Here is a 26,751-nt window from a genome sequence, read left to right as displayed (position 1 = left end):
CAACAATATTACACTATGCTGCCGGCCATACCTTTGAAAAAGTGCATTTTTATTCCCCTGTGCTTATTACTGTTGTCTCCTGCTACCAGGGCTCAGCAAAGCGGAATAGATAGCCTGCAGCAGACCCTTAACGCTCACACACAGAAAGACACCATCAGGGTAGACCTGCTGAACCAACTGTCACGCATATACTTTACCAAAGATGCCGTCATTGCAGCCCGATACGGAGAGGAAGCCCTCAATCTCAGCAGCGAACTGGGATATACCAAAGGGAAAATATGGGCCACCCGCAACCTCGCACTGGTGGAGAATACCAAAGGTAACCTCGACAAACAGCTGGAATATACCCTGGCCGCGCTGAAATTGGCAGAAACACAGGGAGATATCCGCACCCTGGGCATCCTCAACAATGATGTTGGTAATATTTTCACCGAACAAAACAGCCCCCGTGATGCATTGATCTATCTCCGGAAATCCTTACAGTTAAAAGAACAACTCAATGAAACCCCGGAGATCAGTAAAACCCTGAATAACATTGGCTCCGCTTATATTGCCCTGAAAAAAACCGATTCTGCCCTTATCTATCTATATAAATCCGAAAAGCTCAAAAAAGCACTGCGCGATGAGCGCGGGCTGGCCTATACCTATGAAAATCTGGGTATTGTGGCGATGCTGGAAGAGCATTATGATGTGGCTTTGCAGTACCACCTGCTGTCTGCTCAATACTACAAGGCTACCGACAACCAGCCCGGACTTACCAAAGCCAGTCTTAACCTGGCTGAAGTACAGACGCAGCTGGGCGATCTGAAGAGCGCAGAGAAAAATCTGGATGCCGCCAAAGCGCTCAATGAAAAACTGGGCAACGTCAAAAATGAAATGATCTATTATAAGATCCGCTTCAAACTCGACTCCGCCCGCAATGACTACGCCTCTGCCCTGCGGCATTACAAGGCTTTCAGCGAACGTAACATCGATTACTTCAACCTGGAAAAAAGCCGGCAGATTACCCGTTCGCAGATGAAATATGAAACAGAGAAAAAACAACGGGAAAACAGCATGCTGAAAAAGGAACAGCAGCTACATCTCGCCACCATACAGCAACAACAGGTACTTGTACTCTCCGGGGCCGCCCTTTTCCTTGCACTGCTGCTGATTACCGTAATGGTATATCGACTGTACAAACATCAGCAGGAACTGTACCGGCAGCTGAACAGCAAAACCCAGGAAGTGTCCCTGCAAAATCATATTATCCTCGAACAAAACGCTACACTGGAAAACCTCAACCAGGTTAAGGACAAAATATTTTCCGTGATCTCTCACGACCTGCGCTCTCCACTGGCTATTCTGGAAGGATTGCTTTTTCTGTTGAAAGATGAAAAGATGGATGCCCAGCAGTTTCGTTTTTATACCGACGAGCTGTGGAGAGATGTAAAAAATACGGCCTACATGATGGACAACATGCTGCAATGGGCCAGCAATCAGATGAAAGGCATCAGTGTAAAATCAGATGACTTCGACCTCACCCTTCTGCTCAACCAGGAATTTGAATTACTGCAGACATTGGCGCGGCAGAAAGATGTGAAACTGTCGCATGAGCTGAAGAGTGCCATTCTCGTTTATGCAGATCCTGATATGATACGCCTCGTATTGCGCAACCTGATTAACAATGCCATCAAATTCACTCCCGGCGGCGGCGAGATCGTTATCTCCTCAAGGTTCGAAAACGGCGAGGCAGAAGTGACCATCAAAGACAATGGCACCGGTATTCCGGCAGATGACCAGCATCGTATTTTCTCCAATATATATTATTCCACTACCGGCACCCGCAACGAGAAAGGCTGCGGGCTGGGATTACACCTCTCCAAGGATTTTGTGGAGCGCAACCATGGCCGCATCTGGTTTACCAGCGTACATGGAGAAGGCAGCTGCTTTTATTTTACCGTTCCCTTGTCTGATGAACAGGATATTAACGCCCGCGGCTATACGGTAGTATTACAGGACAATCCTGTAAGTGGCATGAGCGTACTGAGAAGATAGTTACGCCAGTCTGAATGCCGTACCGTGTTTGATCTCCGTCATCACAAAGGAGCTGTGTACCTGTGCAATGTTTTCGATGGCCGCCAGTTTGTTGGTCAGAAAATGCTGATAGCTACGCATATCATCTACTACCACTTTGAGCAGGTAGTCGAAAGTACCGGCCACGTGGTAACATTCCATCACTTCTTCCATCTGACTGATGGCAGCTTCAAATTTTTTCAGCAGTGGCTGTGAATGCAGCTGCAGTGATACGTTACAGAAAGCGACAAGGGTTTTACCTATTTTATCCGCATGCAGCAGGGTGACATAATCTTTGATGACTCCCATTTTTTCTATCTTCTTCAGCCTTTCATAGGTAGGTGTAACGCTAAGGCCTATACGATGCGCGATCTCTTTGGTATTGAGGCGGGCGTTTTGCTGCAATACTTCCAGTATGCGGCGGTCTGTTTTATCGAGTGTTTCCATGTCAGACGATTTTATCTGAAAAAGTGGCAACAGGGCATCTTTTCCAGTTAAACTAAACTATATCATCTCCAAAACTAGTATATATTTTCTAATATTGCCATAATGCCGGTTTAATTCAATTGCATTTACATAGCTTCGCAGCATCGTACACCTGTAATTGACCGATTTATGAAAGATTACCCGTTATCTGTTGCCGACGCAGCTACGCTGGATAGTCTGTTGACCGAAGTGAGGACGCACACACACCATTTCCTGGGATATCCTGTATCCAAAGACTTTGATTATAGTCCGCTATACCCTTTTTTGCAGTATCCGCTCAATAACCTGGGGGATCCATTTGTAGACTCCACCTACACTGTAGGTTCCAGGGAGATGGAGCGCCATGTCGTGGAATTTTTTGCGCGGCTGTTTCGTGCACCCGCAAATGACTGGTGGGGATATGTGACCAATGGTGGTTCAGAAGGCAATCTGTACGGGCTGTATCTGGCCCGTGAGCTGTATCCCAAAGCCATGGTTTATTATTCTGAGGCAACACATTATAGCGTACAGAAGAACCTGCATCTGCTTAATATGCCCAGCATTATGATCCGTACGCTGCCGAACGGCGAAATTGATTATGATGACCTGCAGCAGACAATGAGCATGAACCGCCACATGCCCGTGATCATGCTGGCGAATATTGGCACTACGATGACAGAAGCGCGGGATGATATCGGGCGGATTAAAGGTATTTTAAAAGATCTGGCCATCCGTCATCACTATATCCATGCTGATGGTGCTCTTTCCGGCAGTTATTGCGCCTTTTTAGACCCCAGGCCGGCCTTTGACTTTGCCGACGGAGCAGACAGTATTGCCATCAGCGGACATAAATTTATAGGCTCCCCTATCCCTTGTGGTGTAGTAGTAGCCAAAAAATCTTACCGTGACAGGATAGCCCGCTCTGTTGCTTATATCGGCAGCATGGACACTACCATCACGGGTTCAAGGAACGGCCACAGTCCGTTGTTTCTATGGTATGCCCTCAAAAGCCTGGGTATTGCGGGCCTTCAGGAAAGGGCCCGGCATAGCTTGTCCGTAGCAGCCTATGCAGTTGAGCGTTTCAGAGAAAACGGCATCGACGCATGGCGTAACCCTGACTCCATTACGGTGGTATTTCCGGACCCGCCCGGGAATATCCGCCGGAAGTGGCAGCTGGCATCAGAAAACGGCTGGTCACATATTATCTGCATGCCCAATGTGGAGACTGCACAGATCGACCAGCTGCTGGCAGAAATGACTGCTGCCACAGTCATGGTCTAGCCTCTGCCACCTTCCGCAATAGCAATGATTTCTGTATTGAGCGCCCGTTTGATCAGGCGCTCTTTTTCTTTGTCGGACGGAACCAATAGCTGCACCTTAAACTGTACAAAGTCTTTTCTGATCTCCAGCGTTTTGAGAGAGAAACTGTCTTCCCGGTAATAGCGCTGATAGGCCGAGATCGATGTACGCAGCCTGGATTCGAGCTCTTCGGGTGTGAATTTGTGCTTATGGTCCAACTCAAATTCCAGCGAGAGTTTTTTGATGTTTTGTTTGGATTGATTAATAACGATGGTGGTAAACACGACTGAATTGGGGATGATCACGATTTCGTCGTCATCGTTCTGCAGCACTACGTTGATCAGGGTGATATCCATGATTTTACCACGGTACTCCCCTATCCTTACCTGGTCTCCCAGCGACAGCTGATCAGAAAACATCACGATCAGCCCATTGATCATATTGGAGATATAATCTTTTGTTAATAAGGCGATGGCAGCCGCTACGATGGTGATGCTGGTGATCAGTTGCATCAGATCCTGACCAAAGAAGATGGGGATAGCGAGCAGGAAAAATGCAGTATTCATCACAGAAGTGATGCGGTTGATTCCGAGGATAAAATTGTCTTTCTCCAGGGGTTTGGTACGATGGCGGCGGGTATACCAGGAAAGCACCACCAGCCATGCAATAGAGATGACAAGATTAGCGCCCAGGAAAAAGGAAAGGGCGTTGGTAATTTTAAACAGCCATGGGAACCTGTCGTAGAAAGCCGGATGTTCGATGTTAAAATAAACGATGCCGGAATAGATCAGCAATTTAATAAAGAAGATAATCCGCTCCCGGCGGTTGGTATTTTTATAGGTTTTATCGGTTACCATCATAGTTTCCCACGCGCTTTCCGGCAAAAGTACAAAAGGACACTGGTTTAAAAAAAGTGTGAACAGCAGCCATGGCTGTATTACTTCATTTTATCCAGTATTTCTGTCCAGATGATACGGGCAATCTGTTCGCTTTCTACGATGCGCAGGTTGCCTTCCGGCGTATCTGTGTGGTCAATCATGAAGGTCTGGGTATGGGGTTGATAATCGTCCAACATGTGTACATCAGGGATCACTTCATAAATGGTCTCAAAAGCCACCCTGTTGATGCTGATGGTCAGCCCGTATGGTTTTCCATTAATCATCACCGTTATACTATGACGTTCCATACAAACTGGTTTTGATTCATAATAAAAACAACAAGGCTTATGCCATATAAAAAGACCGGTGCCGTACGGTTACCGGTCTTTTTTGTATATAATAGAAGGATAAAATGACCACTTATCAGGCGGTAGCCATAGCACGGCGTCTGGTTGTTTTCTTATTCATTGCTGCCTTTTTTTTCGGGGTTGCTTTTCTTGCGGTTGCTTTTTTCTTCATCATTGTTTTTGCAGTGGTTGCTCTTTTGGCAGTTGCCTTTTTGGCAGTTACCCGTTTAGCGGTTGTTTTTTTAGCGGCGGCCTTTTTAGGGGCAGCTTTTTTAGTTGCCATTTTTGGGGTAGCCATTTTGGAAGAAGTCATCTTCCGGGTAGTTGTTTTTTTTGCGGCTGTTTTTTTTGCGGTTGATTTTTTAGCGGCAACCATTTTAGTAGTTCCTGTTTTGCTGCTTGTTTTTTTAGGGACTTTTGCGCCTTCTTTTCTGGCTTCAGACAAACCGATTGCAATTGCCTGTTTAGGGTTGGTTACTTTTTTACCACCACGGCCACTTTTAAGTGTGCCTTTGTGCATCTCATGCATGGATTTTTCTACATCCCTCTGAGATCTCCTGGAATAATTTGCCATGATCTGAAGATTTAAATGGGTTAAAAAAAGAAGTAACAGGTGTAAACGAAACAAATTACAAGCCAGCTGCCAACTGGCAAAAGAGGGTCAATATCTGGGGAAACGAGGCTGAAACTGTGTTAAAAATTCTATGTATTGTGGAATGAATTGCCCCATCAGGTGAATACTTTGAAACTCAATACCCTTTATACAAAGCGATTCGGCCGGTGGCATGTATATTGATCATTTTTCTGGCAACATTGTTCACTACACTATAAAACCAGGATTATGGAACACATAAGGTATCAACAATTCGCGCCAGGTGCCGAAAATCAGGAGAAAACCCCAGGGGACAAACCTAAACATAGTAAAAGAGGATTTGCCTCCATGGACCCTGAACAACAACGGGCCATTTCAAGGGAAGGCGGAAGAGCCGCGCATCAACAAGGCGTAGCACACAAGTTCACATCTGAAGAAGCCCGCGCTGCAGGCAAAAAAGGCGGTGAAGCTGTAAGCCGCAACCGCGAACACATGGCGGCCATTGGAAGAAAAGGTGGTACTAACCGCGGTAAAAAGAAGAATAATGCTACCCCTGAAGAAAATACCCTGTAGGAATTGATGGATGACGAAAGGTGAATCGATTTCTCAGCTAAAATTCGCAGTTCGTCATCCGCAATTCGTCATAATTCTTCTTATATTTAGCATAACGATCAAATTCAAGGTTATGCTAGTACTGGCCAAGTTCCTGATAGCTTTTGTAATGCTGGAACACCTCTATATCATGTGGTTCGAAATGTTTGCCTGGACCACAAAAGGGCCTAAAGTATTCAAAAAATTCCCCAAAGCATTATTCCCGGCCACCAAACCACTTGCTGCCAACCAGGGGCTTTATAATGGCTTTCTGGCTGCCGGCCTATGTTGGTCCTTGCTCATCACCGACCCGGAATGGGCGCGGCATACTGCTGTTTTTTTCCTGGGCTGCATCATCGTAGCCGGGATCTATGGAGCCCTGACAGCAGAGAAAAAAATCTTCTTTGTACAGGCCCTGCCTGCCCTGATAGCCCTGATATTACTTCACCTTTCATAAAATCCCCTTCCAATGATCGATGAAGCAGATATCAGGATAGGCAACTATGTGTCTTACTTTGACTATAATATGGAGGAATCCGTATTTGTAGTGGAAGGTATACTCAACGGGTATATCTATAACTCCGGCCTCCCCCGCAGCAAGATTGCCTGCGAAAAGGCCAACCCCGTCATGCTGGACCTGTACCAGCTCATTAAATTCGACTTTATCCGTGGTGCACCTGAAGAAGGTGAAGATGAAAACATCTATTCCCTTAAATACAACCGGCTCCACAGCCTGCATATACGGTACGAAAACGGCTGCTTCCAGCCGGTAACGGAAGCTCCTGGCGGATTCGTTCCTTACGGGCGCCCCCTCGTGCATGTACATCAGCTGCAAAACCTGTTTCATGCCCTCAGCAGAGATGAACTCACTCTTTAGTTTCCGGCACAAAAACAGCCAGGGACCGGGGAATAATTTCTGCCGTCACTTCATGCACCTTACCGATATACTCCCCATCAATCTGGAGCTCCGCCCGCTTGCGGGTATAGATGTATACCTTCCTCGCCCGGATGATCTCTGTCTTATGCGGGTTAAAGGGACGACGTACAAACAGCATCTTCAGTCCTTCCAGTAACGATAGCCGCTTTATCAGCACCACTTCAAAAATACCATCACTCAGGTCACTGTAAGGATTGATACAAGCCCCCGTACCATATTTCCCGGCATTGGCCAGTACGATCATAAATGCGTCTCTCGATACACGGTCTTTCCCGTTGTCTATCTGCACCGCAAACCGCTGCCGGTACCACAGTGCCTTAAATGCCACCCGCGCATATCCCAGCTTACCTCTCACGCCAGACTTCTCGAAATACTTCACCAGTAAGGCATTTAAACCAATATCACTCAGATGGATGGAGATTTCCGCGCCATTGATATTCACCACATCGATCAACTGCACCTTTGCATTCAACACCAACTCCAGCGCAGCCGCCCACGACTCCGGAATACAAAGGTCTTTCGCCATCCCATTGGCCGATCCTGCCGGCAGAATACCTAAGGGAATACCGGTATGCAACAGGCAGGACGCCACCATCTTCACCGTACCATCTCCTCCTACGGCCACTACCCCTGTCCAGCCACCCGCCCCCACCAATTCTCTCAACCTTTTACCATCAGCCATCGGACGCCCTGTCAACAACAGCATCTCCGCCTCTGCTTCAGGTCTGCGCTCAAAAAAACGTTGGACTACTTCTTGCGGAGTTACCTTTCTGGCTACCCCTGAAGCAGGATTGATCACAAATAATAATCTTAACTTCTTTTGCATTTCCATACTGGCCCATTAAGTTGTAGCTGATATGTACTCATCCCGGAAACACAAATATAACGCCGCAAAAAAAAGCCTCTCCCAAAGGCTGTGGAACAGCATCGGCATCAGCACGACTACGGTGGTAAAGGTTTACAGAGGTTATGGACACGATGGGCAACTACAGCTCTTCGGCCATGTACTGACCCGCAGCCCTGCGCCGGAAGCCCGTTCCCGCGGTAATGTATGGCTGCATATATGGTCGCTGCTACGGTTGTTTATGGTACAACCCAAGCCCAATGCTGCTGTACAACTGGAATGGCAGGGCAAAATTATCTCTGCCCGCACCGCGGATGATGGCTTCTTTCATTTTCAGTGGCAGCCCGAATATCCTACCGCTGCCGGCTGGCATCCGGTAACGGTCACTCATGTACAACAAAGTGCCATCATCGCAACCGGGTACGGGGAACTGTACATTCCGCATCGTACACAGTACGGCTGCATATCCGACATAGACGATACCTTCCTCATCTCCCATTCCAGTCATCTCTATAAAAAACTCTATGTACTACTCACCCATAATGCCAGCAGCAGAAAACCTTTTGAAGGAGTAGTGCACCATTATCAGCTCCTGAGCCACGGACACACTACCCCAGCCTTCCCCAACCCCTTCTTTTATGTGAGCAGCAGTGAATGGAACCTGTATGATTATATCCGCGAGTTTGCTGATGCATGGCAATTACCACAAGGCGTGTACCTGCTCAACCAGCTGAAACGTTTCACTCAACTGGTCAACACCGGACAAGGAAAACACAACACCAAATTCACCCGTATTGCCCGTATACTGGAGAGTTACCCCCACATGCCCTTTGTGCTGCTGGGCGACGATACCCAGCAGGACCCTTATATCTATGAAGCGATAGCCCGCCATTTCCCGCAAAGAATACTCTGCGTATACCTCCGGCATGTCAGCCATAAAAACAAAGCAGCTGTAGAGGCGGCAGTCGGCAACCTGCAGGCACTGGATATCGCCTGCTGTTACTTTCAGCACAGCGCAGAAGCCATAACACATTCCCGGCAGGTAGGTCTTATTCCTCCACTGTTGCCTTCTTCGTAACCACAGTAGCTGAAAAATGTGCTGTCACCGGAATGTTGCTGACAGTATATTGCGAGGCAGGTAAATAGACCTCCATCATCGGCAGAGAAGGTGCATAATGATAACTTCCGCCGGGACGCAGTGCCTGAAGGATCTCCATGTACTTGCGGGCATAACGCGCGCACTCAGGACTGTTGCGGTGATGATGATGCAGGAAATGATTGGAGAATGACAAATTGGAAACAATGGTCCCCCAGTAGCCGGGTGGCAGAGAAAAATCCAGCCAGTCGCCGACCTGCAGGAATGCTGCCGGAGCAGCAATAAAACGATCTACTCCATAAGCCTGAATACCCTGGCTACGCAGGTATTTTACCAGATATGCCTCCGGCCCACAACCGATATCCAGCAAAGGCCCTGTAATACTGCTGGTATTCAGTTGCAACACCTCCAGTTGCAGGGTGGCTTCATATTCAGCACATACCACAGGCTCCAGCTGTCTTCCGGCAACAGCAAAAGCCTTTTCTGTAAAAGGATTCGAAGCCCTCAGCCATTCACGCAGCCGTACACTATGCCGGGCCGATAGTATAGCTTCATCTATCCTGCGGTCTTTTACAGCGCCGATAATATCCTCCACCAGCCTGGCATACACCTGTTGTAGTGAATCGGTATGCGCTGTTGAAATATCGAGATATTGGTTGGTATGACAGAAGGCCTGCCTCGCCTGCATGGTGAGGTAACTGACTACCTCCCGGCTTTTGTGCGTATCCTCCAGGGCCAGTATTTCTTCCGGGCAGTCTGTCAGCAGCTCACAGGTAAGGCGGGTCCAGGGCAATACAGAAGCAGTTCCCTGGTAATACAGATTACGGTGGGCATGTTGATGATACTGGGAGTTGATGCTTTGTAATATTCGTGGAGAGATCATCTTACAAAGATAAGCGGAAAAACAGGCAATCCGGCTGGTTTTAATGTTATAGCGGGATGACAGCCATCAGGCCGTGCATCCCGCTATAGTGATGTAAGAACAGGTATACATTTGCCGGGTTTATATAACCCTGATGCATACACGATTTTATCAATTCCTGCTATGCAGCAATTTGTCTACTACCTGGTGGAAAGAGCCGGCATTGGTCACTTCTCCGTCGTTCACAAAAAAGATCTCGTCTGCATTTTCGATGGTATTAAGACGATGCGCGATGATCACACGGGTAGTGCTGGCGGGCAGTTTTTCCAGGATCTCTCCCAGGAGCTTTTCTGTCACCGTATCGATGTTGGCAGTGGCTTCATCCAGTATCAGCAGGTCTGGCTTACGCAGCACTGCCCTCATAAAAGCGATCAGCTGTTTTTGTCCAAGACTCACCCCCTCTCCTGTTGATTGCACGGGTGTTTCCAGGCCCTGTTCAAATATCGCGAGCAACTTCTCCAGGTTAGCTGCCCGGATCACTTCTTCCAGCTGGGCATTGGAATAATTTTCATACTCCTGGTTGCCATACAGGATATTTTCCCGCACCGTACCGGTGAACAGTAACGGGTCCTGTAAAATAAATCCGATCCTGCGCGTACGTTCTTCGGGACTATACGCCCTGATATCCTTTCCATCCAGCAGCACCTTGCCTTTTACAGGATCATACAACCGCGCGATCAGTGAAGCCGTAGTAGTTTTACCACCGCCTGTAGGACCTACCAACGCATAGGTTTTACCTTTCTCCAGGCTGAAGTTGATATTATGCAGTATTTCACGGCCTTCCGGATAACCGAAATGTACCTGTTTCAGTTCCAGTAAAGGCGCACCTGACTGCCTGGTATGATCTTCAATGGTGATCATATTGTTTTCCAGGTCCAGTATTTCGGAGATACGCTCCCACCCTGCCATAGCCGTCTGGAAGTTGGCCCACAGGGCCGCCAGTTGGCGCAACGGACTATAGAAATAGTTCGCATACGCAAGATAACTCACCAGCAGCCCAATGGTGAATTCGCCTGCAGCGATCAGATAAATGCCATACGCCAGCACCATGAGCTGCGCTATACTCGACAACAAGGTATAGAAGGGCAGGAAAATATTGTTGGCAATACCTACCGCAGCCGCTGTTTTGAAATTCTTTTTGTTGGCCTCGTTAAAGCGGTCCATAAAATAATCGCGGCGCCCGAAAGCCACGATCACTTTAAAGTTGCTCAGGCTTTCCTGTATCTCGGCGCTCAGTCCTCCCACTGTTTTCAGGTTCTGTGCGTTTTTCTTTTTCACCCAGGGAGACAGTAAACGTGTGAAAACGAGGATGATCAGCGCTGGTAACAAGGATACCAGTCCCAGTTTTATATTCAATATCAAGAGGAAAATACCGGCACCAGTCATGGTGATGATGCTTCCCACAAACTGCATCAGAGATTGGGAAAAGAACTGATTGAGTTTATCGGTATCGTTGTTTACGCGTGAGATCAGATCACCTGCTTTGTTTTGGTTAAAGAAAGCCACAGGCAAATGCTGCAATTTATGAAAGATGGTATTACGCAGGGAATAAAGGGTGCGTTGTCCTACTGTACCCATCAGTTTTGTTTGCAGGAAGCTGATGCCAAAGGCGGCCAGGTATATGGCTAAGAGGATACCTGAATATACCAGTACACCGTGATATTGTTTGTGCATCACATAGGTATCAATGGCATAGGCTGTCAGCAATGGACCCAGCAGGCTAAGGCCGGAGTTACCGATAGTGGCCAGCAGTGCCAGCGCCAGTCTCTTTTTTTCATGAGAGATCAGCTTCAGCAGGCTTTTAAAAGCGGCATAATTAGACAGCCCTTTTCCCTGAACGGGTTTGCTAAGATTGTAATTCATAGTTGCTGGTGCTTTGCTGAGAGTTAAAAATTTGTACGTAATCAGGACTGCTTTCCATCAGTTCTTCATGGGTGCCGGCAGCGATCATTTCTCCCTGCATCAGCAGAATAATTTTATCGTAATGGGTTACTGCACCGATCTTCTGGGTCACAGATACCAGTGTCAGGTCAGGATAATTACGGTGTACGTTGGCCAGTATTTTCCGTTCGGTATGTGTGTCTACCCTTGCGGTGAAGTCATCCAGCAATAGTATTTTAGGCTCGAGGGCCAGCGCACGGGCCAGCATGAGGCGCTGTTTCTGTCCTCCGGAAAGGCTGACACCTCTTTCAGATACAATGGTGCTGAGTTTTTCTGGCAGCATATCGGTAAACTCCTTTACTTCAGCAGTGGTGATAGCCTTCTCCAGGGAGGCGTCTGTTACCACATCACTGAAAGCAATGTTTTCCCGCACGCTCATATTGAAGATCACACTATCCTGAAATACAAAGCCTACCTGCTGATGAAACGATTCACTTTCGTAGGCGGCAATATCTTCTCCGTCTATCAGTATTTTGCCTTCTCCCGGCTTGATCAGCCGCATCAGCAGGTAAAGCAGCTGCGTTTTACCGGCTGCAGTAGGCCCTATGATAGCGATTTTGGACCCGGCTTTTACTTCAAAGGAGATGTCTTTCAGCACCGGTTTCTCTCCATAAGACAGAGAAACATGCTCACAAACAATATTCCCTTCGAGTTTTTTCTCCATTGTACCTGTTTCCAGCATATCCGGAGAAGCCAGTACAACTCCTATACGTTGATAGGAAGCGGAGGCCTGGGCAATCACATTGCTCATAAAACCGATCACCAGGATGGGAAATATCAGGATAGTCAGGTAGCTGCCAAATGCAGCGAAGTCACCCATACTCATACTGCCGTTGATTACAAAATGTCCACCCAGGGCCAGGATGGCGAGGCTGGTAAGATTGGCCGTCAGGTTGATCACCGGTACCAGCCCGGCAAACAGCCGCAGGATGGAGAGGCCAAATCCCAGTGCTTTACCATTGGCATCGAGGAATTTTTCGTACTCCCGCTGCTGTGAGTTGACCACCTGCACCAATGCTGCACCCAGGATACTTTCGTTGAGCACTTTGTTCAGCCGGTCCATGACTTCGCGGCTCTGGAGGAACAGGGTACGTACCTTTTTCAGTACGGCATAGAATGTAAAGCCCATGACGGGGATGGCTGCAATAACTACCAATGCCAGTTTCCAGTTGATCGTAAGCAGGAGGATGCTGGCACCGATGATGATAAATGCAGAGGATACCAGTGACACGATTGCCTGAGACACAAACAGTTTAATGGAGTCTACATCGGCGGTAAGGTTTGTCAGTAACCGGGATGGATTGGCCTGTTCCATCCAGGCATAACTCTGACGGGAGATCTTTTCGGCTATCTGGGTACGCAGATTTTTAGCGACCAGTTCGGAAGCATAAGTCTGGATAATATTCTGCAGATAGGTAAAGATAAAGATGAACAAAGCAGCCAGGCTGAATTTCAGTATCAGCGGCTGATATACAAAGGAGCCACGGGAAAAGTCATCGATGGCATGCCCGATAATTCTGGGCAGCCATAAATTAAGGCTGTTGCCGATGAGGGCAAATAAAATCAGCAAGGCTATCATTCCTTTGTAAGGGCGTAACAAACCAAAAATACCTGATGGTTTCTTTCCACTTCCGGAGGGTTGTTTCATTTTGCAGTGGTTAATGTACAATAAGCAAGATCATACAAACTTAAAAATTAAAATTAAAGCTGTAAACATCAGGAAGACGATTTCCACTTTAAAATATTGTAACGATATAAAATAAATTTTTCAACGGTGGAATTTATGATCGGGCACAGGGCTGAAAAGCGCTACCGGGAACGCTTCTGTACCTGACAGTACCAGCCGGCCATTTTGTTGGGTGAGTATTTCACCGGTAAATACATTTTTCCATTTCAGCGGGGAATTGGCAGGCATGGGCAAAGGGGCCAGTTCATGTTTGCTACCGGCATGTGCGGCGGGCAACAGCGGCGCCACCACGATGCACCAATCCTGCCGGTATTTGCGGGCATAGGCGATCTGGCTGTTTCTATCCCCGCTACTGAGGGGTATATATTCGCCATGGATAAACATAGCGGGATGTGCATTTCTAAACTGTAAAGCTTTCCAGATCAGGTATAATTTTTCTCTTCCTACAGCGGCTTTGGTGCCGATATGCTCCCGGGGCCAGTTGTGACCGTGTGTATCTCCCTCCTGCCAGGAGGCCAGCAGCTTACGGCGCAGGGTATAGTTCACGCTATGGCGGCCGTCGCCGCTTCCTGCGCTGAAGTCCCACAGTTCACATCCCTGATAAATATCCGGCACACCGGGCGCTGTAATTTTAATCAATGCCTGGGTCAGTGAAAACACATGTGCATGCGTTTCCAGTTTTTCAGTGAGCGTGCGCATGCTGTCCATAAAAGCGCTGTTTGGGTCCAGTATCTGTTCGATAAACTGCAGACTGGCCAGTTCATAGGCGGTGTCCGGCATTAGCCAGCTGCTGTGGACTTTAGCCTCCCGTACCGCCTTCAGGAAAGTAGCAGCGACATGCGCGGTAAATCCGGGGCCTGTTTCACCCGAAACAGGCAGACCAGCGAGGACAGCCTGATAGATAAAATACTCATCGTTGAGATCGGGTGCAGGTTTTTCGTCTATCAGGGTTACCAGATCATGATTCATGGTATGCCATGACTGCACCTGCTGAATCCACAGGTCCGGGAAAATAGTGAGGGCATTGAGCCGGATGCGGGCATCTTCTCCCCAGCGGGTGTCGTGGGTGGCGGTGGTATTCAGGGAGAAAGGAGCAAGATATTGCCTGACAGCCATCCTTTCATGAAAGCCATCGAGGGTACATTTGTTCTGTACCGGAGAGTCACCGGCCTCGTTGTGGGACAGCAGTGCATTGTATACGTAGTAGGCTGTTTCTTGCAGTCCTTCACGGCTAAGCTGGCCGGCAAACTGTGTGATTTTCTTCAGCAATGTCAATGCAGCAGCGGCTTGTTGCTGTTTTTTATCGGAGTCCCACCAGGCGCGGATCAGCTCCAGTGCTGTGCCGGTGGCAGGGTTGCGCAGGATAGCATCTTCCACTGCGAGGTCGAGCACCAGTGCATCATCAGGAGCCAGGGGCCAGCTGTCCGGGTAGACACGGTTCGCCGGAAGACATACCATAAAATCGCCTAAAGCGGTTTTCAGTTTTGCCTTGTCAGTTTCAGGCAGCACCAGTTTCAGGCGGAACGCTTCCCTTACTAGGTTGTCCCATTCACCGTTCAATTGTTTTTCCAGTACCAGCTGTTTTTTACTGCGGGCCAGTTTGGGATATTGCGACAACTCCGGAAAGTGTGCACGGTAAAAGCGTCCCAGCTTTTCCATTCCTTCTTCATCTGTAAGCAACTGGCTGACACCTGCCAGAAAATCATAGCCGGTGCTGCCCTGCAATGCCCAGCGTTCTGGCAGTGTTTCATGTCCTGCCAGTATTTTTTCTGCGATGATATAACAGTTATTGCCAAACAGTTCCCGCAGGCGGTAAATATACTCCGCAGGGTCCTGTAACCCGTCAATATGATCGATGCGCAGACCCTGGATAATACCTTCCTGATAGAGCCGGTGGAGGAAACCATGGTATTCCTCAAATACAGCTTTGTCTTCCATCCGCAGGGCAATGTGTTTATTGACACCCAGAAAACGGCGGTAGTTGATGCGGAAATCCGCTTCGCTACTGGCCGTAAAAGTATAGTGTTGCTGGCCGAGCAGTTCATACAACAGATTTTCATCATTGTTCACCAGGTTTAACAATGGCATAAAAGCCTGTTTACGGGGAGGTTTGATCAGGTTCTTCATGGCCTCCCATTCCGGTAGTGGCCTTCGTTGCAACAAATTACTTTTCATTTCTGTCAGCCATTCTTTGACCGGATCCAGCCCTGGCGGCAGTATGCTAAGCAACCAGCGGTAGGTACGGGCAGACAAAGGATACAGCTGCCCACCGGTGGCAATGCCCAGTCCCTGCCGGCCATAACTGAGCTGGATGCCGCCATCGGTGATGGTTTCACGTAGTGTCTTTCTGAGAAAGGGCACCATTAGTTTTCCCTTAAGGTCAGCATCCGGATGATGCCAGTCGATATCGAAATAATTGTAGTAAGGTGAAATAGTACCCCGTTCCAGGGCATCCATCAACCGGGTGTTGTTGCAATGGAAAGCCATGTAATTGGGTACAATATCCTGGATCCAGCTCATGCCGAGGGAGCGGAGTTTTACATGCAATTGGCGCATATGAGCCAGGGAGCCGATGTTATTGTTGATTTCGCGGGGATTGGTGATATCATAGCCGTACAGGCTTCCCGGTGTTGTTTCAAATACGGGAGAGGCATAAATGGTAGTGATACCCAGCTGGTGAAGGTAGTCCAGTTGTTTTTCCAGATCAGTAAAGGTAAAATCCTTGCTAAACTGTATGCGGTAGGTCGCTACCGGGGTAAAGAACTCATTCCTCATGATGCGCCATTTCATATACCACAGCAGACAGGGGCTGCAGTAAAATCGTGTCATTTACAGAAGCTTCATCTGCGGCCTTTATACCGGGGCCGTTCCACTCTTCATGGGCAGAGTCAAATATCTTTTTTAATGTCGCCGGGGCCGTATGATGATAAGTTTGCACTGCCGTATCAAAGTTCAGTAGTATCAACACCTTATCCTGCCCGCTGGTTCGTTCTATAGCCAGTAATGCCTGATCGTTGCCGGCAGGAAGTAAACTAACCGATTCCTTGCTGACTGTGCGCATAGCGGGCCGGTGTTTCCGGAATGCGATCAGAAAGCGGTAACAGGCCAGCAGTGCTGCATTACTACGGGAACTCGTGTCCCATCCCAGCCTGCTTCGGGTAAAAGACTCTTCCAGTTGCGGGTCGGGGATGGATTTACTGGTATTAAAAAAAGCGGAGAACCAGCGACTGCGGGCTTTTTTAACTTCTTCCACCAGTGCCGGGTCGCTATAAGCAGTAAAAAACAGAAAAGGATTCTTCTCCCCATATTCTTCTCCCATAAACAACAGCGGGACAAAAGAAGAAAGCAGTACGGCAGAAGCGGCCAATTTAAGCGCTTCAAAAGATACGAGGCTGCCCAGCCGTTCACCCAGCATGCGGTTGCCAACCTGCTCGTGATTCTGGGAAAAAACAATCATCCGCTGGCAATCACCATCATCCGAAAGGAGCCCGAATTTGCGTTTACGGAAAGATGAATACTGTCCGGTATATACAAATGCGTCCCTGAAAGCTTTTTCCAGGTGCTGGAATTGGCCGAAGTCTTCATAATACCCTTGCTGTTCACCTGTCAGCCAGGCATGCAGGGCATGATGAAAATCATCTGCCCACTGGGATGTAAGTCCATACCCACCTATCTTCACTGGATTGGTATAACGAGGATCGTTCAGGTCAGTGGAGGCAATCAGCAGTTTTCGCCGGCCTGACTGCTGCTCCAGTCCGGCCACCGCTTCAGACAGTTCCCATGCAAAATGGACGGCGCTGCTATCCTGACATTCATGCAGTGAATCGATCCGGAGGCCGTCAATACGAAACTCACCGAGCCACATCAGCGCATTCTGTATATAATAATCACGCACAGCATCACACCAATTGTCATCCAGATTGACAGCGGGTCCCCAGAAGGTTTTGTACTTATCCGTAAAGTAAGGGCCATAATCGGGCTGGTAGTTGCCTTCACCCCCGGCGTGGTTATAAACGACGTCGAGGATGACCGCCATGCCCAGATGGTGGGCGGTATTGATCAACGCTTTAAATTCAGCGGTAGTGCCGTATTTGTTGTGTAACGCGAAGGGATATACGCAGTCATATCCCCAGTTGCGGTCGCCGGGAAACTGGCATACCGGCATCAGTGCTATGGCAGTGATGCCCAGCGCTTCCAGCGTAGGCAGCTTTTCCCGGGCAGCCTGAAAAGTGCCTTCCTTCGTAAAAGTACCAATATGTATTTCGTAAATGATCAGGTCACGGGGTTCGAGGCCTTTCCAGTTGTCATCGGTGAAGGTAAAGGCAGCGGGGTCTACAACGCAGGAAGCACGGTGTACAGTACTCTCCTGATGCCGGGAGGCCGGGTCCGGGCGCTGCAGATGTTCATCGAGCAGATAATAATAGTGCATGCCGTCGGCCACTTCCTGTACTGTAGTGCTCCAGTACCCTCCTTCTTCAGAGGTCATCGGATAAGAAACCTCTTCACTGCCCAGCAGTAAAAGCGTTACACTCTTGCGGAACGGCGCCCATACCCGAAAAAAACAGTCTCCGTTTTCTTTGAGAAAAGCGCCTTGCTGTTGATAACGTATCATCTTCTCCCGGGGTTCTGGTTTACGAATACTGATTCCAGCTATCCGGTCGGCAAACGCAGCCGGTACCGGACTACACCAATACAGCAGAATCTTCTGCTGTCATCAGTTTACCACGTGCAGGCTGTTTCATTTTCACCGTTTCAAATATCAGCTTTAACCCATCGCGCAGGGCGTGCAGATCGGATGACTTGATCAACCAATCCGCTGCACCGAGGTACTTCATTCTGGTCATATCATCCGGACAAAACTCCTTTGCATAAAAAATAACCGGAACATCGGCGAGCAAGGGCAACCGCTGCAGGTGGCCGAGGTTGTTTTTTCCATCCAGAGCAGGCCGGTTGGTACGCAGAAAAATATAATCAGGTTTCCATTGATGCATTGCTGCGTAGGACAAAGCCTGACCAGGATTGTCAAAACAAATGCAGGCTTTACTTATCTGTAACAAATCGAGCGCAAGAAAAAACTGGTTACGGCTATCTTTCTGTTCATCTATCAACAAGCAGGTGATCTTTTTTCTCATTTTATCGGATAGTTTATTAATTCACATGGTAAACAAAAATGGTCTACTCCAGCAGGTCTTCAAAAGAGATGCCGGTGCAAAACTACTACTATATTCCAACGCCCCACACGGTTATTTTTTTCTGCTGTAGATAAAGTTCCCGTTTCGTGTAGAATAGTCACAACAACGGCAGAGCCGGAGATCGCAGGAAAATGGAAAAATAAAAAACCGGCCGTCATTTTTTGATGACGCCGGTCATTGGTGGTATTAATTTTTTGTTAGCCCATTGCACTGCTATAGATATCTTCCTGTTGCAGCGGATGATGGTTATGGCCGAATATTTTCTGTTTGGTATGAACGTCGTCTTCCATAACACCGGCAGACCTGTCTATTAACCGTGCCCTGCTTTTTTTAACCAGATAAATGATGATCCCTGCGGCAGCTGTACCTACAATGGTGGATGCAATCAATATTTTTTTCATGGTGATGGAGTTTTAATCCTTAGCTTTTGCGCCAAGACTTATGCCATGAAAAAGGAAGAGATTGATTTTTTTATTCCCAGGACTAAAGTCCTGGGCTATGATTGATGTCTTGGCTATGATGGGGATTGAAGTCCTGGGCTACGATTGAAGTTCTGGGCTATGACCGGATTAAAGTCCTGGGCTATTATCGGAACGATATCCGGTATAACACGTGCGGATACAAAGGATGATCTACGGGCACCAGTGGATGACCGAATTCCTTTACTCTTTCCATACCGATTTTTTTCATAATATTTTCGGAACGTATATTCGCCAACGTTGTAAATGAAAATATCTCTTTGAGATGCATTTGTTCATTGGCATAATCCAGGCAGGCCTTCGCACCTTCGGTAGCATACCCTTGTCCCCAGACTTCTGCAATGAGCCTCCAGCCTATTTCCACGCCGGGTCCAAAGTCAACTTCATAGGTAAGATGATGTAAACCGATAAAGCCAATGAAGTCGCCCTCCTCTTTACGTTCCACTGCAAAGAGGCCAAAGTTGTATTTCTCCAGCTCTTCACAGATTTCCTGGTAAAAACCCGTTGTGTTTTCCGGTGTACGTCTGGTCATAAAAAATTCCATCACACGTTCATCCTGGTTCATCGCAATAAAAATCGGGAGGTCTGTTTCTTTCCAGCTCCGCAGCAACAAGCGCGGTGTTTCAATATAAACTTTCATATAGGGAGATTTCGGGGTAGCTAAAGTTAATGATTACTCTTGAGTGAGGCAAACAAACTATAAAAAAAAGAGGTTGTTTCAGCGATGCCAAAACAACCTCTTTGATGATGTGACCCTGTCAGGATTCAAACCTGAAACCTTCTGATCCGTAGTCAGATGCTCTATTCAATTGAGCTACAAGGCCGTTCCCGTTTGGGATTGCAAAGATAATGATTTTTATTATCCTAACAAATTATTTTTCAACTTTTTACATCTGCTACTTTTTAACAGTATGTTTTTATTGAGTTAAAAAAAACTGCATTTTAAGATGCAGTGATTTTTAAGTAGTGACCCTGTCAGGATTCAAACCTGAAACCTTTTGATCCGTAGTCAAATGCTCTATTCAATTGAGCTACAAGGCCATTCCCGTTTTGGGATTGCAAATGTAGGATTAGTTTTTATTTAAACAAATTTTTTTTGAGATTTTTTTTGAGACACTACCGTTGACCCCTACACGAAACTGAGACAGACATGATTACGGCTGATTCACCGGATGCATTTATCCTGATGGTATGGGCCGCCCCGTTCAGCTCCTGGAAGGCGACTGCGCAGGGAGCACCTATCCTACCACCTCTACAAAGACACCATCGATGGCAAACTGTTCATTACCCCTGTTCATGTGTAAGAAAGCATTTTATCTGCACCCACTTTCCTGAAAGTAAGGTTAATCCTGGCTTTCATAGGCTGAGTGGATTTAGCGATACGATGCTCCCAATACTGCTGCAGATCTCCTTTCATCAGCAGGAGCGAGCCATGCTCCAACCGGATGGCATAACGATGGCGGTGGTTATCTTTACGACGGAAGTCAAAATTCCGCTCCTCTCCTATACTGATGGATGCGATCTCCGTTTTTAAACCCGGTACCGTGTCCTTGTCCGAATGCCAGGCTACAGAATCGTTGTTATCCCTGTAATAATTGAGTAATACACCATCGAACGACATGCCGGTGTGCGCCTCCACTTTTGTTTTCAGTGTCTGCAATACTTCCGGCCATGGCAAGACTGGGCGCTGGTCTCCGCTCCGTATCGGCTCACTGCCAAACCAGGCAGACAAACGCGGTGTCAGCACTTCTTTTTCGTACATCATAATTTTACTTTGCTGCCAGGGAACAGTATTTAACAGCTCTTGTAATAACTGATCGCTTTCTGCCCGGTTCAGAAAAGACGGATAGTATTCCATCAAATCCTGCGGGAGCATCAGTTGTCTGTCATCATCAAATAATTTCAATTGCATGATTTCTATTTAAAATTTCTGCCTGCCGGGAAAAGCTCTGCCTGTACCATTTTGGGAGCAGGCTTCTTAGCGGCAGGTGGTACAGTTTTATGGGTGTGTTCTCCATTGTAGGATGCATTCATCAAGTGTTCTTCATCTGAAGGCAGTGAAAGCTGGTTTAACAGCGCATTGCAGTTATAGCATTTTTTAATGATGACATGGGTCACACCTCCTTCCCGCTGTAACTTTCCTTCTACCATCAGTAAACGGGATGTCACAATCTCCTTACGGAAACGCTCAAAAATTTTCGCAAAAGCCACCAGATTGGCACTGCCGGTTTCGTCTTCGATCGTGATAAAACAGACACCGCTGGCCGTGCCGGGCCGTTGACGCACCAGTACCAGGCCCGCTACCCGCAGCGGCGTGCCATCAGGCCACTGGTCCAGCTCCCGGATGGACAACACATTGTGTTCAAAGAGCCGCCGTCTTGCAAAACTCACCGGATGGGCTTTGAGCGACAAGGCCATGGTAGCATAATCCTGTACCACATGTTCCGAAGGAGTCATGAGCGGTAGTTCCACCGCCGCTTCGCTGGCGCTCTCTGATGGCTGCCCTTCAAAAAGAGCCTGTGGCCGGTCTGCCAGCGCCGATACTTCCCATAAAGCGCTGCGGCGGTCCATAGTCATAGACCGGAAAGCATCTGCATCGGCCAGTCGTTCCAGCGTACTCAAAGCTACGCCCGCATCCATGATTCCGTGGATATTCACGTAAGCGACAGTACGAGCTGCTATCAGTCGTTCCATTTCTTCCTGCGCCAGTCCTTTTACCTGCCGGAATCCCAGCCTCAGCGCCCGGTACTTGCCGGCGTGTTCTTCCAGGGTATTGTCCCAATACGAATGATTCACATCTACCGGTCGTACGATGACACCATGCCGGTGAGCATCGCTCACGATCTGCGAAGGCGCATAAAACCCCATCGGCTGACTGTTTAACAATGCACAGGCAAAAACATCCGGGTAATAACATTTGATATAGGAAGAAACATATACCAGCAAAGCGAAGCTGGCCGCATGACTTTCCGGGAAGCCGTAAGAACCGAATCCTTCCAGCTGTTTGAAGATACGTTCCGCAAATTCCGGCTGATAGCCTTTATTCACCATTCCTGTGATTAGTTTCTCACGCCATTTCGTAACTTGTCCTGGTGCCTTGAAAGTAGCCATGCTGCGGCGAAGACCGTCTGCTTCAGCAGCCGTGAATCCTGCTGCTACCATAGCGATTTCCATGGCCTGTTCCTGAAATAACGGTACCCCCTTTGTGCGCTGAAGAATAGCCTTTAACTCTTCAGAAGGATATTCTTCCGGCTCTTCACCGTTGCGTCGACGCAAATAGGGATGCACCATGTCTCCCTGAATGGGCCCGGGCCTTACGATGGCGACTTCAATCACCAGATCATAAAAATCACGCGGCTTTAATCTCGGCAGCATCGACATCTGCGCCCGGCTTTCAATCTGGAACACGCCAATTGTATCGGCTTTACAGATCATATCATAAACGGCAGCATCATCTTCCGGAATATTAGCTAAAGTATAATGGCGATCATAGTTTTGCCGGAGCAGGTCAAATGCTTTACGGACGCAGGTCAGCATACCCAGCGCCAGCACATCCACCTTCAGGAATCCCAGCGCTTCTATATCATCCTTGTTCCATTCAATGTTGGTGCGGCCTTCCATCCGGGCATTGAGAATGGGACAAAGATCAGACAGCTGGTGTTGTGTGATGACAAATCCGCCGGTATGCTGGCCCAGCTGCCGCGGGAAGCCGATATACTGTTCCGTCAGTTCCAGTGTTTTCATCAATACAGGATCTTTGGCGTTAAAGCCTTCACTGGAAACTGTTTTACCCTCCTCCCATTCCTGGGTAAATTCATACCCTGATTTCGCCAGATGGTCTACTGCATCCATGGACAAGCCCATAGCCTTTCCAACGTCGCGTACGGCGCCTTTCCAGTGTAGCTGGGTAACCGTAGCTACAATGCCGGCCCGGTCGCGCCCATACTTTGTATAGATATACTGTATCACTTCTTCTCTGCGCTCGTGTTCAAAATCGACATCTATATCGGGCGCTTCATCCCGTGCATCAGACATAAAACGGGCGAACAGCAGGTTTACTTTTTCCGGATTGATGGAAGTGATGCCCAGGCAGTAACATACTACGGAATTAGCCGCAGACCCACGTCCCTGGCACAAAATATCCTGGCTCCTGGCAAAGCGTACCAGATCGTATACCGTTAGAAAGTAAGCAGCATAATTTTTCCGGGCCATAAAGGAGAGCTCTTCCTGAATGGTTTGTGCTATTTTATCCGGAATCCCTTCCGGGAAACGTTCCCCGGCCCCTTCCCAGGTAAGGACTTCCAGTTCTTCCTGGGGCGTGCGGCCAGCGGTCGTGATTTCTTCCGGGTACACATATTCCAGGCTGTCCAGCGAAAACTGGCAGGCAGCGGCTATTTCCTGCGCCCGTTCCAATGCCTCCGGGTAACGCCGGAACAAACGCTGCATTTCCACTATCGGCTTCAGATACCGTTCCGCATTCTGGTACAGGCGATAGCCTGCATTATGGATCGTGCATTTTTCCCGCACGCAGGTCACAATATCCTGAAGCTCCCGTCGCTCCTGGCTATGGTAGTATACATCATTGGTGGCTACCATGCCGATATGCAATTCTTCACACAGTTGCGCAATGCGGTACAGTTTTTTACCATCGTTTCCCCTATACGACCAGGAAGCTGCCATATATAATTCTGATCTGAAATAGTGCCGGTATTCCTGCGCCGCTTTCTTAAATTCCGCATCCAGTTCAAATGCTCCGTCCAGCCCTGCTGGTGGTATCATTACAAACCTGATCCCTGTTGCGTACTTATATACATCTCTTTTATACAGTTCACATTTACCTTTTTCCGTACGGAGATTACCGGTAGAAAGCAGTGCTGACAAACGGCCATAAGCTGCCCTGTCTGTCGGATAAGCCAGTAATGGCGGACCATCCTGCAAGTCGAGGCGACAGGCCGGAATGATCCGGATGCCTTTCTCCTTAGCCGCTACATGTGCCCGTACAATACCGGCCAGCGTATTATGATCCGTTATCGCGATTGCGTTATATCCCAGGCTGGCGGCCTGTTCTACCAGTTCCTCCGGATGCGATGCTCCCCGGAGGAAACTAAAATTCGTTGTGATTTGTAATTCCGTATAGCCCATACCGTTACTGTTTAAGCGAAGTATCCGTGTATATACCATTCCGGTTTATGTTCCCCATAATGCCCGGAACGGAACAACCAGTACCTGCCTCCTTCTTCATCTTCCACCTGGTAATAATCCCGTTGCAGTCCTTTTTCAATCCACCATTCCCGTTCAATTCTTTCCGGCCCGTCAGCCTTTACCACTTTATGGATTTTACCTTTATGAATAAACAGCATAGGAGGATAATCCGGGATAGGTGCTGACACTTCAATGCGTACCGGTGCTCCCAATAAGCTCACAGGCCGCATCAGATGTTCAGGCCAGGCAACGGTAGTAGTTTCATGCACATCGGTAGCACTACGGATAGATCTTTCCGGCCAGTGGTGTTCTTCCGGCAGATATCTATGGATAGCCGATGAGCCGATACGGCCTTCCAAACGGTCCAGTAGTTTCATCACCGCATCTTTTTTATCACCGGTATCGAGGTCCCAAAGGCGTTCCTGTTGCGTAGTAAGACCTTCCACTACCGATGCCTCCAGTACAAACAGTTCGATGCCCAGATCCGGTTCAATACTATCGATCTTCAGTTCAAAGAGCCGGAACAGGTGTGTAAGATTACGCACCGGGCTGTTGGTACCAATTTCCACACATTGTTGTTGTCCATCTGTCCGGTAACAGATAAGCCTTGCTTTCCGGAGCCCTTTCTCTTCCTGCTGTAACCGCAGACAGATCATCTCCAACAGCTTTTGAATAGCCACCTCAATACCATGTGCCGTTTTTATCGGCTCCAGGCAGGGAAGCCGCTCCACATAAGGCTCCGGAGGTGCTACTGGTTCCAGTGTTTCCGGTATTCGCCCCAGCGCTTTACCAAGGCGGTCCAGCAGCGGTAGACCGAAACGCCGCCTCAACACCGATGGTGGCATGTCCATAAACAGTCCCACCTGCGTGAGACCTAATTTCCGCAACCGGTCCACCACAGGCAGTTCCAGCCGGAGCGCCTCCGGTGGTAAGGGGCGCAACACTTCTGCCTGGCTACCGGATAACAGTACCGGATGTGTGGTTCCGTATCGGGCCACTGCCCAGGCTGCTGCCATGGTATCGGCGATAGCTGCGCGCACATGGTAGCCCCCTGCCTGCAGTCTGCTGACGATATATTCGAAATAGGCCTCCTCTCCGCCCCACAGGTGTGCACAACCGCTGATATCCAGTATCAGACCATCAGCACCGTCAATGCCTGTTATCGGTGTAAAACGGTAACACCATATAGCGAGGGATCGTAATAATTTATCCAGTGAAGGGTCATCATCATAAAACAACAAGTCCGGGTATACCGCTCTGACATCCGCCAGTACTGCTCCCGGAAGTATTCCCAGTTGTCCGGCGGCTTTGCTCACTGAGCGGATGATCATTCGTCCGCGTTCCGGCGCTACCAGTACAAAAACCTGTTGCCCAAGCCCCGGATAACGCAGCGCCAGCCGGTCTGCCGCCAGATGGCGAAACCAAACAGACATGTAACGTTTCATATGATCAACCTGCTTTGATATGAACATGCTGCTCCTCCATCCTTTCTGTACTGCTATGCTGAAACTGTTGCCCATCCCAGGAGAGCTGCCAGTTGCCCGGTCTGCCGTTACGCACTTTCAGCAATGCCACCTGCCACTGCGGATACCCAACGCCGGGCAAACCATTATCAGTAATACTAGCTACCGGTGTGATCATCCAGCGGGTAGTACAGACCGTATTTTCCACGCTCCGCGGGCGATGCCGGTGAAGTAAGCAGGGCACTCCGCTTTTTTCCACTGCCAGCTGCAACCGCCGAAATGCAATGGGGTGTACATCTGGGATTTCTCCCACTACCGCTGCCAGCGCATTACATTTCAGACACTCCTCCACTACCCAGAGCATTTCCTTCTCTGATACCAGATCTACAAAAATGATCCTGTCCGGTACCAGACAAAAAGCTTTTAGTCCAGGTGGGAAAAGCGTCCTGTGCGCCCCCACCCATACGGCCATTTCCGGACCTTTCATCAAACGGCTCAGCACCGCCGCCATAAACCCTAAGGTGGCAGCTGCCGTTTCACTATTATGACTGATAAATTCATGTGTACCCCGGAAAGGGAAATAATGCTCCGGAAAGGCCCTGTTCAATGGCCCCAGATCGGGATATTCGTGGGAATGGGATGAAAACACCGGCCCCCTGGTAGAAAGAATCTCTCCTCTCAGCCTGGCTATCACCTCATTTCTTTCAGCTGGCTGTTTCATATTTCAAAAAGTTAGCTTACATTTGGCATTAATAATGCCA

At 48.5% G+C, this 26,751-nt stretch carries 23 protein-coding genes and 2 tRNA genes; 6 read left to right on the top strand and 19 right to left on the bottom strand.

What is annotated here, in order from left to right:
- Positions 1-33 precede the first annotated feature (33 nt).
- Positions 34-2,037 (top strand): ATP-binding protein, encoded by a 2,004-nt coding sequence (locus KD145_RS01925; protein ID WP_212004233.1) that lies wholly within the window; start codon positions 34-36, stop codon positions 2,035-2,037.
- On the opposite strand, the gene KD145_RS01920 is transcribed toward KD145_RS01925, so the two are convergent.
- Complete coding sequence (locus KD145_RS01920) at positions 2,038-2,502, bottom strand: Lrp/AsnC family transcriptional regulator (RefSeq protein WP_212004232.1); 465 nt, start codon at positions 2,500-2,502, stop codon at positions 2,038-2,040.
- Positions 2,503-2,670: 168 nt separating this feature from the next.
- Here KD145_RS01920 and KD145_RS01915 point away from each other — a divergent pair, with 168 nt between their 5' ends.
- On the top strand, positions 2,671-3,801 hold the full coding sequence (locus KD145_RS01915; protein ID WP_212004231.1) for a histidine decarboxylase: 1,131 nt from the start codon (positions 2,671-2,673) through the stop codon (positions 3,799-3,801).
- On the opposite strand, the gene KD145_RS01910 is transcribed toward KD145_RS01915, so the two are convergent.
- The 3 genes from KD145_RS01910 to KD145_RS01900 form a co-directional block, all read right to left on the bottom strand.
- Positions 3,798-4,679 (bottom strand): mechanosensitive ion channel family protein, encoded by an 882-nt coding sequence (locus KD145_RS01910; protein ID WP_212004230.1) that lies wholly within the window; start codon positions 4,677-4,679, stop codon positions 3,798-3,800. The two genes, KD145_RS01915 and KD145_RS01910, sit on opposite strands and share 4 nt — an antisense overlap.
- 77 nt (positions 4,680-4,756) lie before the next feature.
- Complete coding sequence (locus tag KD145_RS01905) at positions 4,757-5,005, bottom strand: hypothetical protein (RefSeq protein ID WP_113619580.1); 249 nt, start codon at positions 5,003-5,005, stop codon at positions 4,757-4,759.
- A 115-nt stretch (positions 5,006-5,120) separates the two neighbouring features.
- Positions 5,121-5,618 (bottom strand): DUF6496 domain-containing protein, encoded by a 498-nt coding sequence (locus tag KD145_RS01900; protein WP_212004229.1) that lies wholly within the window; start codon positions 5,616-5,618, stop codon positions 5,121-5,123.
- A 267-nt stretch (positions 5,619-5,885) separates the two neighbouring features.
- Here KD145_RS01900 and KD145_RS01895 point away from each other — a divergent pair, with 267 nt between their 5' ends.
- The 3 genes from KD145_RS01895 (at position 5,886) to KD145_RS01885 (ending at position 7,104) form a co-directional block, all read left to right on the top strand.
- Positions 5,886-6,209, top strand: coding sequence for a KGG domain-containing protein (locus KD145_RS01895; protein WP_212004228.1), 324 nt, complete (start codon positions 5,886-5,888; stop codon positions 6,207-6,209).
- 112 nt (positions 6,210-6,321) lie between these two features.
- Positions 6,322-6,684: a DUF1304 domain-containing protein gene (locus KD145_RS01890; protein WP_212004227.1), complete on the top strand. Its 363-nt coding sequence runs from the start codon at positions 6,322-6,324 to the stop codon at positions 6,682-6,684.
- A gap of 12 nt (positions 6,685-6,696) precedes the next feature.
- A complete protein-coding gene (locus KD145_RS01885) occupies positions 6,697-7,104 on the top strand; it encodes a hypothetical protein (RefSeq protein ID WP_212004226.1) in 408 nt (135 codons plus the stop codon).
- Here the strand turns inward: KD145_RS01885 and KD145_RS01880 are convergent.
- Complete coding sequence (locus KD145_RS01880) at positions 7,094-7,996, bottom strand: diacylglycerol kinase family protein (protein WP_212004225.1); 903 nt, start codon at positions 7,994-7,996, stop codon at positions 7,094-7,096. The two genes, KD145_RS01885 and KD145_RS01880, sit on opposite strands and share 11 nt — an antisense overlap.
- Positions 7,997-8,021: 25 nt before the next feature.
- Here KD145_RS01880 and KD145_RS01875 point away from each other — a divergent pair, with 25 nt between their 5' ends.
- On the top strand, positions 8,022-9,086 hold the full coding sequence (locus KD145_RS01875) for an App1 family protein (RefSeq protein ID WP_212004224.1): 1,065 nt from the start codon (positions 8,022-8,024) through the stop codon (positions 9,084-9,086).
- On the opposite strand, the gene KD145_RS01870 is transcribed toward KD145_RS01875, so the two are convergent.
- From KD145_RS01870 to KD145_RS01805, 14 genes are all read right to left on the bottom strand, one after another.
- Entirely contained in the window at positions 9,058-9,987 is a 930-nt protein-coding gene (locus KD145_RS01870; protein ID WP_212004223.1) for a class I SAM-dependent methyltransferase, read from the bottom strand. The genes KD145_RS01875 and KD145_RS01870 overlap by 29 nt on opposite strands.
- A 150-nt stretch (positions 9,988-10,137) precedes the next feature.
- Complete coding sequence (locus KD145_RS01865) at positions 10,138-11,889, bottom strand: ABC transporter ATP-binding protein (protein WP_212004222.1); 1,752 nt, start codon at positions 11,887-11,889, stop codon at positions 10,138-10,140.
- Positions 11,873-13,615 (bottom strand): ABC transporter ATP-binding protein, encoded by a 1,743-nt coding sequence (locus tag KD145_RS01860; protein ID WP_212004221.1) that lies wholly within the window; start codon positions 13,613-13,615, stop codon positions 11,873-11,875. The genes KD145_RS01865 and KD145_RS01860 overlap by 17 nt, the downstream gene beginning before the upstream one ends.
- 120 nt (positions 13,616-13,735) lie before the next feature.
- Complete coding sequence (treY, locus tag KD145_RS01855) at positions 13,736-16,429, bottom strand: malto-oligosyltrehalose synthase (RefSeq protein ID WP_212004220.1); 2,694 nt, start codon at positions 16,427-16,429, stop codon at positions 13,736-13,738.
- A complete protein-coding gene (treZ, locus tag KD145_RS01850) occupies positions 16,419-18,266 on the bottom strand; it encodes a malto-oligosyltrehalose trehalohydrolase (RefSeq protein WP_212004219.1) in 1,848 nt (615 codons plus the stop codon). The genes treY and treZ overlap by 11 nt, the downstream gene beginning before the upstream one ends.
- A gap of 70 nt (positions 18,267-18,336) precedes the next feature.
- A complete protein-coding gene (locus KD145_RS01845) occupies positions 18,337-18,786 on the bottom strand; it encodes a hypothetical protein (protein WP_212004218.1) in 450 nt (149 codons plus the stop codon).
- 257 nt (positions 18,787-19,043) lie between these two features.
- Positions 19,044-19,247, bottom strand: a complete 204-nt coding sequence (locus KD145_RS01840) for a hypothetical protein (RefSeq protein ID WP_212004217.1) — start codon at positions 19,245-19,247, stop codon at positions 19,044-19,046.
- Positions 19,248-19,431: 184 nt separating this feature from the next.
- Positions 19,432-19,965 carry a GNAT family N-acetyltransferase gene (locus tag KD145_RS01835; protein ID WP_212004216.1) on the bottom strand — a complete coding sequence of 178 codons (534 nt, stop codon included), beginning with the start codon at positions 19,963-19,965 and terminating at the stop codon, positions 19,432-19,434.
- Between the two features lie 110 nt (positions 19,966-20,075).
- A tRNA-Arg gene (locus tag KD145_RS01830) sits at positions 20,076-20,149 on the bottom strand.
- A gap of 143 nt (positions 20,150-20,292) precedes the next feature.
- Positions 20,293-20,366: transfer RNA gene (locus KD145_RS01825), tRNA-Arg, on the bottom strand.
- Positions 20,367-20,619: 253 nt separating this feature from the next.
- Positions 20,620-21,237: an alpha-ketoglutarate-dependent dioxygenase AlkB gene (locus tag KD145_RS01820; protein WP_212004215.1), complete on the bottom strand. Its 618-nt coding sequence runs from the start codon at positions 21,235-21,237 to the stop codon at positions 20,620-20,622.
- Between the two features lie 5 nt (positions 21,238-21,242).
- Positions 21,243-24,467 carry an error-prone DNA polymerase gene (locus tag KD145_RS01815; RefSeq protein WP_212004214.1) on the bottom strand — a complete coding sequence of 1,075 codons (3,225 nt, stop codon included), beginning with the start codon at positions 24,465-24,467 and terminating at the stop codon, positions 21,243-21,245.
- 11 nt (positions 24,468-24,478) lie between these two features.
- A complete protein-coding gene (locus tag KD145_RS01810) occupies positions 24,479-25,972 on the bottom strand; it encodes a DNA polymerase Y family protein (protein WP_212004213.1) in 1,494 nt (497 codons plus the stop codon).
- Positions 25,973-25,976: 4 nt separating this feature from the next.
- Entirely contained in the window at positions 25,977-26,711 is a 735-nt protein-coding gene (locus KD145_RS01805) for an ImuA family protein (RefSeq protein WP_212004212.1), read from the bottom strand.
- Between the last annotated feature and the right edge of the window lie 40 nt (positions 26,712-26,751).

Source organism: Chitinophaga sp. HK235 (assembly GCF_018255755.1).
In the GTDB taxonomy this organism is placed as follows: domain Bacteria; phylum Bacteroidota; class Bacteroidia; order Chitinophagales; family Chitinophagaceae; genus Chitinophaga.
This window is presented reverse-complemented; position numbering and strand designations above follow the sequence as displayed.